This window comes from Streptomyces silaceus (assembly GCF_001419745.1).
Taxonomy (GTDB): domain Bacteria; phylum Actinomycetota; class Actinomycetes; order Streptomycetales; family Streptomycetaceae; genus Streptomyces; species Streptomyces silaceus.
This window is the reverse complement of sequence record NZ_LIRJ01000033.1, coordinates 1-9,183: the sequence shown is the minus strand read 5'-3', so window position 1 is coordinate 9,183 and position 9,183 is coordinate 1. Positions and strand designations below refer to the sequence as shown.

The 9,183-nt window shown below is 70.4% G+C and carries 7 protein-coding genes; 3 read left to right on the top strand and 4 right to left on the bottom strand.

Annotated elements, in window-relative coordinates; genetic code table 11:
• Window positions 1-1,563: NACHT domain-containing protein (locus AOK22_RS03445; protein WP_157872167.1), on the top strand; the 1,563-nt coding region annotated here is incomplete at its 5' end.
• A gap of 5 nt (window positions 1,564-1,568) precedes the next feature.
• Window positions 1,569-4,127, top strand: a complete 2,559-nt coding sequence (locus AOK22_RS03440; protein ID WP_055697036.1) for an NACHT domain-containing protein — start codon at window positions 1,569-1,571, stop codon at window positions 4,125-4,127.
• A gap of 130 nt (window positions 4,128-4,257) precedes the next feature.
• Here AOK22_RS03440 and AOK22_RS03435 read toward each other — a convergent pair whose 3' ends face one another.
• Window positions 4,258-6,780, bottom strand: a complete 2,523-nt coding sequence (locus tag AOK22_RS03435) for an ATP-dependent Clp protease ATP-binding subunit (protein WP_055697035.1) — start codon at window positions 6,778-6,780, stop codon at window positions 4,258-4,260.
• 430 nt (window positions 6,781-7,210) lie between these two features.
• On the opposite strand from AOK22_RS03435, the gene AOK22_RS03430 reads away from it, so the two are divergent.
• Entirely contained in the window at window positions 7,211-7,801 is a 591-nt protein-coding gene (locus AOK22_RS03430) for an SCO3374 family protein (protein ID WP_055697034.1), read from the top strand.
• On the opposite strand, the gene AOK22_RS03425 is transcribed toward AOK22_RS03430, so the two are convergent.
• The 3 genes from AOK22_RS03425 to AOK22_RS03415 all read right to left on the bottom strand — a co-directional run.
• Entirely contained in the window at window positions 7,780-8,118 is a 339-nt protein-coding gene (locus AOK22_RS03425) for a histone-like nucleoid-structuring protein Lsr2 (protein WP_055697033.1), read from the bottom strand. The genes AOK22_RS03430 and AOK22_RS03425 overlap by 22 nt on opposite strands.
• Before the next feature lie 226 nt (window positions 8,119-8,344).
• On the bottom strand, window positions 8,345-8,887 hold the full coding sequence (locus AOK22_RS03420) for an amino-acid N-acetyltransferase (RefSeq protein WP_079036309.1): 543 nt from the start codon (window positions 8,885-8,887) through the stop codon (window positions 8,345-8,347).
• A 9-nt stretch (window positions 8,888-8,896) separates the two neighbouring features.
• On the bottom strand, window positions 8,897-9,183 hold a 287-nt coding region (locus AOK22_RS03415; RefSeq protein WP_055697032.1), incomplete at its 5' end, for a BlaI/MecI/CopY family transcriptional regulator.

Here is a 9,183-nt window from a genome sequence, read left to right as displayed (position 1 = left end):
CAGCCGCGCGGCTGGGTGGAGCGCGTGCTGCGCGCCCAGCGGGGCGTCCTGCTCGTCGACGGGATCGACGAGATCGCCGCCGACCGCCGCGAGTCCGCCCGGCGCTGGCTGCGCGAGCTGACCCGGACCTTCCCCGGCAACCTCTGGCTCGTCACCTCCCGCCCCTCAGCCGTCCCGGAGAAGTGGCTGGACACGGCGGGCTTCAGCGAGCTCACCCTGTCGCAGATGTCGCGCGACGGCGTGGCGACGTTCGTGCGCCGCTGGCACCGCGCCGCGGGCGCCGACGAGGCCACGGGCACGGCCCTGCTCCAGGCCGTGCGCGGCACCACCGAGCTGAACCGCCTGGCCACCAACCCGCTGATGTGCGGCATGCTCTGCGCCCTGCACCGCGACCGGCGCGGTTTCCTGCCGGAGGACCGCAAGTCGCTCTACGAGGCGGCCCTGACCATGCTGCTCGAACGGCGCGACCGGGAGCGGGAGCTGGAGCACCCCGACGGCGTGCGCGTCCCGTACGCGATCCAGGTACAGCTGCTCCAGAAGCTCGCCTGGTGGCTGATCCGCAACAGCCGCCTGGAGCTGGACCGTTCGGACGCGCTGCACATCCTCGGGCAGGCCGTCCCCTCGGTGAACCTCACCGCGACCGCCGAGGAGGTCTACACCTCGCTGCTGCTGCGCTCGGGCCTGCTGCGCGAACCGGGCGACGGCCGCGTGGACTTCCTGCACCGCACCTTCCAGGACTACCTGGGCTCCCGGCTCGCCGTGCAGGAGCTCGACTTCGACCTGCTGCTCAACAACGCCGACAAGGACCAGTGGGAGGACGTCATCCTCCTGGCCGTCGCCCACGCCCGCCCCAAGGAGGCCGAGCAGATGCTGCGCCGCTTGGTCGGCCTCGGGACCTCCCGCAGCAAGCTCCTCGCGGCGGCCGGGCTGCCCTACGCCGCCGAGGTGGACCCCGCCGTGCGCCGGGTGGTCCAGGAGGGCGTGAGCACGCTCATCCCGCCCGACTCGCTCCCCGAGGCCAGCGAACTGGCCCGCGCGGGCGGCGACCTGGTGCTGCCCCTGCTGCCGGGCCCCAAGGGGCTCGACGACCAGATGGCCGACCGCGTGGCCTGGACGGCCGCCCAGGTCGGCTCCGAGGCCGCGCTGCACTTCCTGACCCGCTTCCGCAAGCACACCAGCGCCGTGGTCCAGGCGACCCTGACCGAGGCCTGGCAGCACTTCGAGCGCGACGCCTACGCCCGCGACGTCCTCGCCCACCTGCCGCAGCAGCACACCGTCGACGTGCGCGGCGCCGACGACCTGCGGGCGCTGCGCGCCATCGGCGGCTGGGAGGACATCCGGATCCAGGGCGCCTACCGCGTCGAGGACCTCACCGACCTCATCGTGCGCGAGCGGCTCGTGCATCTGTGGCTGGAGGCGCCCCACCCCGTCGAGGGCCTGTCCTGGCTGTCGGTGTTCCCGCACCTCAAGAGCGTCTTCGTGCCCACGGAGGTGCCGCCCGCCGTGGCCGACCAGGTGCCCGCGTGGAGCACGCTCATCACCCAGCGCGCCCGGCGGGGCTGAGGCCCGTGGAACCGGTCGTACGCACCCACTCCGCCGCCTCCGCGCCCCTGGTGCGGCGCCTCTTCCGCGCCCCGGACCGCCCGCCGTCGGCCCCCGAGCCCGTCGCGCCGCTCACCACCTGGCGCGGCCCCGACGCCCCGGCCGACCCGGACGAGGTCCACCGCACGGCCGCCGAGTTCCTCCAGCTGGCCGCCGAGACGCACACCACCCCCACCGCCGAACTCCCCGCGGTGGCCGACGTGCTGACCCGCACCCTGCTCGCGATCGGCGAACTCGACCTGACCGACGCCGACGCGGTGCGCCTGGGCCCGCAGGACTACGCGCGGCGCCTGCGGGGCGCCGTCCAGGGCGCGGACCGCGGCCTGAGCCCCGAAGCCGCCTGGTTCCACGACGAGCTGCTCGTCGCCGTCTGCCTGCACGTCCTGCACCACCTCGTGCGCCGCTCCCCGCACATCCAGCGCCATCTGCCCGAGCGGGCCAGCCGCATCCGCCAGCTCGTCGACCTCAACGACGCCGAGGCGGCCGCCGCGACCCGCCGGACCGAACCCTCCCAGGAGGACGCCGAGTTCGAGGCCGCGTACGCCGCCGAGGTCATGCGCCAGCACGGCTGGCTGACCATCGTCGGCGTCGACTTCGCCCACGCGCCCGACCGCTGGCCCCTGGAGGACACCTACCTCAGCCTCCAGGCCGAGGAGAACGGCGGCGGCCCGGCGGCCGGCGCGCAGCAGCGCACGGTGCTCCTCGCCGACCGGGCCCTGGAGGGCCACGAGCGGGTCCTGCTGCGCGGTGTCGCCGGGTCCGGCAAGACGACGCTGGTGCAGTGGCTCGCCGTGGGCGCCGCCCGCGAGGGGGCCCGCGTGCCCTTCGTGCTGCCCGTGCGCCGCTTCGCCCGCGAGGGCTTCCCCGCCCCGGACGACTTCCTGCACGCCGTGCGCCACCCGCTGGCGGACCGGGCGCCCGAGGGCTGGGTCGTCCGCACGCTGCTCGCGGGCCGCGCCCTGCTCCTGGTCGACGGCATCGACGAGGCCCCCGAGGAGACCCGCGGCGCCCTGCGCGACCAGCTCAGGCGGCTGCTGCGGATCTTCTCCGGCACGGCCTGCCTGGTCACCTCGCGGCCCTCCGCCGTGGAGGACGGCTGGCTCACCCAGGAGCGCCTCGCCGAGGAGGGCTTCACTGAGCTGTCGCTCGCGCCGATGTCCCGCGACCAGGTCACCCGCTTCATCCGCGACTGGCACTCCGCGGCGCGGAGCGACGCCGGGCAGGACGCCGACGCCCTCAAGGAGTACGAGCAGCGCCTGCTGCACTCCGTACGCCTCTACCGCGAGCTGCGCCAGCTCGCCACCAACCCCCTGATGTGCGGGCTGATCTGCGCCCTCAACCGCGACCGCGCGGGCTCCCTGCCCCGGGGCCGCAAGGAGCTCTACGACGCCGCCCTGGAGATGCTCCTGCAGCGGCGCGACCCCGAACGCGACGTGCTGTACGCGGACGACGTGCGCCTGCAGCGCGGCGCCCGCGAGCTGCTCCTGCGCAAGCTCGCCCACGCCATGCTGGCGGAGGGCCTCTCGGAGCTGCCGCGCCACCGCGTCGTCGGGGTCCTGGACGCGGCGCTGCCCGCCATCCCCTCGGCCCGCGCGGCGGGCGACGGCGAGAAGATCTTCCGCCATCTCCTGCACCGGACCGGCCTGCTGCGCGAGCAGGCGGGCCTCTCCGTCGACTTCATCCACCGCACCTTCCAGGACTACCTGGCCGCGAAGGAGATCGTGGCCCGCGGCCAGCTGCTCACGCTCGTCGACCACGCCCACCAGCCGGAGTGGGAGGAGGTCATCCGCATGTCCGCGGCCCATGCCCGCCCCGAGGAGTGCGCGCGGTTCCTGGAGCGGCTCCTGTCCCCCGTGCCCGGCCTGCGCCGCCCCTACGTCAACCACCGCAGGCTGATGGCCGCCGCCTGCATGGAGCACGTCAGCGAACTGGACCCGGCCGTCCAGGAGCTCGTCCACCGCCGCACCAAGAACCTCCTGCGCCCCACCACCGAGCAGGGCGCTCGCAGCCTCGGCTGGGTCGGCCCCATCGTCCTCGAACAGCTGCCCGACCCCGAGCGGGTCCCCGGCGACCAGCAGGCGCTGCTCCTCGCCATCACCGCGACCCGCGTCCAGGACGACGCGGCCATCGACTACCTCGCCCGGCTGCGCACCCGTGCGTCCCTGGCGATCCGCACCGAGCTCGCCCGCCCCTGGCGCCACTTCGACACCGAGCGCTATGCGCGCGAGATCATCGCCCACCTCGATCCGGAGGGCCTGTACGTCCCGGTCTCCGACGCGGCCGAACTGGCGGCGCTGCGCGGCCTGGGCGGGCGCCCCATGATCCAGGTGGCCGGCGTCATGCGCACCGACGAACTGCTGGCGGGCCTGGTACCCGACCGGCTCACCCACCTGTGGGTCAACGCCGAACTGCCCGACACGGACATGGCGTGGCTGGACCGGTTCCCCGCGCTGCGCGTCCTGCGCGTCAATCCGCGCCTGCCCCGGCTGCGGAACGTCCCCGAGGGCATCACGATCACGGCCTGACCCCGTTCCGCGTCCCGAGGGAATTCACGGGGCGCCGGGAAGGAAGCAGAACACGGCGGAAAGGGGCTGCCCCGGAACCGTACGAAACGGTTCCGGGGCAGCCCCTTCAAGCGATCGGCTCAGAAGAGCGTCACGCCTCCTTGCTCAGGTTCGGGCCACCGCCGGCGGCCGACTCGATCGGCGGCACGTCGGGCAGCGCCGCCTTCTCCTCGCCGCGGAAGGTGAAGGTGGCGTTGTCGCCCTCGCCCTCCGTGTCGACGACCACGATGTGGCCGGGACGCAGCTCGCCGAAGAGGATCTTCTCGGAGAGGGTGTCCTCGACCTCGCGCTGGATCGTGCGCCGCAGCGGACGCGCGCCGAGCACCGGGTCGTAGCCCTTCTTCGCGAGCAGTTCCTTCGAGGACTGGGAGAGCTCGATGCCCATGTCCCGGTCCTTCAGGCGCTCGTCCACCTTGGAGATCATCAGGTCGACGATCTGGAGGATGTCGTCCTGGCTGAGCTGCGGGAAGACGACGACGTCGTCCACGCGGTTCAGGAACTCCGGGCGGAAGTGCTGCTTCAGCTCGTCGCTGACCTTGTTCTTCATCCGCTCGTAGTTGGACTTCGTGTCGCCCTGGGCCGCGAAGCCGAGGTTGAAGCCCTTCGAGATGTCACGGGTGCCGAGGTTGGTCGTCATGATGATGACCGTGTTCTTGAAGTCGACGACCCGGCCCTGGGAGTCGGTCAGGCGACCGTCCTCCAGGATCTGCAGGAGCGAGTTGAAGATGTCCGGGTGGGCCTTCTCGACCTCGTCGAAAAGGACGACGGAGAACGGCTTGCGGCGGACCTTCTCGGTCAGCTGGCCGCCCTCTTCGTAACCCACGTATCCGGGCGGGGAACCGAAGAGACGCGAGACCGTGTGCTTCTCGCTGAACTCCGACATGTCGAGGGAGATCAGCGCGTCCTCGTCACCGAAGAGGAATTCGGCGAGCGCCTTGGACAGCTCGGTCTTACCGACACCGGACGGGCCCGCGAAGATGAACGAGCCGCCGGGACGCTTCGGGTCCTTCAGACCCGCACGCGTACGCCGGATCGCCTTCGAGAGCGCCTTGACGGCGTCCTTCTGGCCGATGACGCGCTTGTGGAGCTCGTCCTCCATGCGCAGCAGACGCGAGGACTCCTCCTCGGTCAGCTTGAAGACCGGGATGCCGGTGGCGGTCGCGAGGACCTCGGCGATCAGCTCGCCGTCGACCTCGGCGACGACGTCCATGTCGCCGGCCTTCCACTCCTTCTCGCGCTTGGCCTTGGCGGCGAGGAGCTGCTTCTCCTTGTCGCGCAGGGACGCGGCCTTCTCGAAGTCCTGCGAGTCGATCGCGGACTCCTTGTCGCGGCGGACGCCCGCGATCTTCTCGTCGAACTCGCGGAGGTCGGGCGGCGCGGTCATCCGGCGGATGCGCATCCGGGAACCGGCCTCGTCGATCAGGTCGATCGCCTTGTCCGGCAGGAAGCGGTCCGAGATGTACCGGTCGGCCAGCGTCGCGGCCTGGACGAGGGCCTCGTCCGTGATCGAGACGCGGTGGTGGGCCTCGTACCGGTCACGGAGACCCTTGAGGATCTCGATCGTGTGCGGCAGCGATGGCTCGGCGACCTGGATGGGCTGGAAGCGGCGCTCCAGCGCGGCGTCCTTCTCCAGGTGCTTGCGGTACTCGTCGAGCGTGGTGGCACCGATGGTCTGCAGCTCACCGCGGGCCAGCATCGGCTTGAGGATGCTCGCGGCGTCGATCGCGCCCTCGGCGGCACCCGCACCCACCAGGGTGTGGAGCTCGTCGATGAACAGGATGATGTCGCCGCGGGTGCGGATCTCCTTGAGGACCTTCTTCAGGCGCTCCTCGAAGTCACCGCGGTAGCGGGAACCGGCGACCAGGGCACCGAGGTCGAGGGTGTAGAGGTGCTTGTCCTTGAGGGTCTCGGGCACCTCGCCCTTGACGATGGCCTGGGCGAGGCCCTCGACGACGGCGGTCTTGCCGACGCCGGGCTCACCGATGAGGACCGGGTTGTTCTTCGTACGGCGGGACAGCACCTGCATGACCCGCTCGATCTCCTTCTCGCGCCCGATGACCGGGTCGAGCTTGGACTCACGAGCGGCCTGGGTGAGGTTCCGGCCGAACTGGTCGAGCACCAGGGACGTGGAGGGCGTGCCCTCGGCAGGACCGCCGGCGGTGGCGGTCTCCTTGCCCTGGTAACCGGAGAGCAGCTGGATGACCTGCTGCCGCACCCGGTTGAGATCGGCGCCCAGCTTGACCAGGACCTGGGCGGCGACGCCCTCGCCCTCGCGGATCAGGCCGAGCAGGATGTGCTCCGTGCCGATGTAGTTGTGGCCCAGCTGAAGGGCCTCGCGGAGCGACAGCTCCAGGACCTTCTTGGCACGGGGGGTGAAGGGGATGTGGCCGGACGGGGCCTGCTGGCCCTGACCGATGATCTCCTCCACCTGCTGGCGGACCGCCTCGAGCGAAATCCCGAGGCTCTCCAGGGCCTTAGCGGCGACACCCTCGCCCTCGTGGATCAAGCCCAGGAGGATGTGCTCGGTGCCGATGTAGTTGTGGTTGAGCATCCGGGCTTCTTCCTGAGCCAGGACGACAACCCGCCGCGCGCGGTCGGTGAACCTCTCGAACATCGTTAATCGCTCCTCAGAGCGGTCAGGCAGTAAGGGGTCGGTCCCCTCCCTGTCCTTCCGCAGCTTAGTCCCGCAAGCGGGGACCGCTCATTCCAACTGCCGACACCCGTCGATGGCCTCCTGACCCCGAACGCCGACAACTGCTCCAACCCGATGGTGCGAGACGATGTTCCCGCAGGCCAGGCAGTTACCCTCACCATCACTACGCCGATGGCGAACGTGAGACGCCAAACCCTGCGTGTCGCCCCTCCCCACTAGGGATGTCTTACCCGTAAGGACTGACACTCCATGCGGCGCGCCCCGGTTCCCTCCGCTATGGGCGAACACTCTTGCGCCGCCGAACACGCCCTTACGCCCCCTTTCCGGACACGGTACGCGTTCACTTCGCGACTATGCGTAACTCCGGCGCCCTCAAGGCTGTTGCTCGGACATGGCCCCCACAGTTCCTCACCCCCGCGTGCCGGTCGAGCAGAGCGACCCGGTGCGGCAGTGGTACGAGAACGAGCTCGGCTGGGCGACCGCGCCGGAGCCCGGTCCGGTGCGCCTGCTGACAGGGCTGCGCTTCGACGTCCTGGAACTTCCCGCGGAGGCGGGGTTCGCGGCACTGCGCCATCTCGGGCCGAAGGCTCCGGTGGCGCTGCGCGGGGAAACGATGCGGCTCCTGGTGGGCGCGGGATGCGCGGACGAGCTGCCGGGGCTGCTCGACTGGCTGGAGTGGAGGGGCATTCCCCTCGGTCTCACCGCGATCGGGGTGGGCGGGCGTATGGACGCGCCCACACCGCCCGGCTGGTCCGGCTCACAGGGGGCCGCCGTCTGGCTGCGACCCCCGGAGCCCGGGTGCGAGGTGGAGCCGACGCTGCCGGCGCTGCCGTCCCTGCCCTGTGTGGGGGGAGGCGGGACTGCGCCCCACAGCGACCCCGCCGTGGGCTCCGATCTCGTACGACTGGTGGACACGGCGGCAACGCAGTGCCACCGGGTCCGGCTGCGGCGTCGCAGCCGTCAGCCGTTGGCCTTTTCGTAGGCCTCACGGATGGACGCGGGAACGCGGCCGCGGTCATTGACCTCGAAGCCGTTCTCCTTTGCCCAGGCGCGGATCGCGGCGGTGTCCTGACCGCCGCCGGTCGCGGCTGCGCGCGCCTTGCCACGACCGCTGGAACCGCGGCCTCCAGTACGCCGACCGGCCTTGACGAAGTCCTCAAGGGCCCCACGGAGCTTGTCCGCGTTGGCCGTGGTGAGGTCGATCTCGTAGGACTTGCCGTCCAGCGCAAACGTCACGGTCTCGTCCGCCTCGCCACCGTCGAGGTCGTCGACAAGAAGGACCTGAACCTTCTGTGCCACCGGATTTCCTTTCATCGATAACTTCGAGGCCTGCCCGCACGACGTGTGCCGCCGATTCACCGGCCCCTGTTATATGCAGTACTGCAGTACGTCGGAAAGCAAACCGCTTTTGCTGGAAAAACACAAACCCCTAGGAGAGACCTGGCACCCCTAGAAGCCTGGAAACATGCGCGTTTCGGACATAGGCCACCGGGGCAGGAGGCAGCCGTGAATACCACGGCGGCGATCACAGATGCAGAAGCATCCGGCTGTTGCCCAAGGTGTTCGGTTTCACTCGTTCGAGGCCGAGGAACTCCGCGACACCCTCGTCATAGGAACGCAGGAGCTCGGTGTAGACATCTCCGTCCACGGGAGTCTCGCCGATCTCCACGAAGCCGTGCTTCGCGAAGAAGTGGACTTCGAAGGTGAGACAGAAAACCTTCCGGACACCGAGCCACCGAGCGGTCTGCAGCAACTTGTCCAACAGCTGGTGCCCGATGCCGGCTCCCTTGACCTCGGGGTTCACCGCGAGGGTGCGCACTTCCGCGAGGTCTTCCCACATCACGTGCAGAGCGCCGCAGCCGACCAACTCCGCGTTGTCGTCGCGTTCCGCCACCCAGAACTCCTGGATGTCCTCGTAAAGCGTCACCGTGGCTTTGTCCAGGAGGATCCGCTCACCGACGTACGCGTCGAGGAGGCGACGCAGCGCCGGCACATCGGACGTTCGCGCCCTCCGTACGGAGACCGCTTTTGCGCTGAGTTCGCTGAGTTCGGGGACCTCGGGTGCCATGAGCGGACGCTATCGCTCTGCCTCGCGCTCCGCCGAGCCGGGGTTCTCCGGCCCTTGGACGATACGCATCGCGTCGCTGAGAGCGTCGCGCTGTTCCGGCGACATCATGCCGAAGAAGGCGACGAGAGCGGCGGCCGGGTTGTCGCTGTGGGACCAGGCTTCGTTCATCAGTGCGGCGGCGTAGGCGGCACGAGTGGAGACCGCCTCATATCGATAGGCCCGCCCCTCCGCTTCGCGGCGCACCCAGCCCTTCTGATGGAGATTGTCCAAAACGGTCATCACGGTCGTGTACGCGA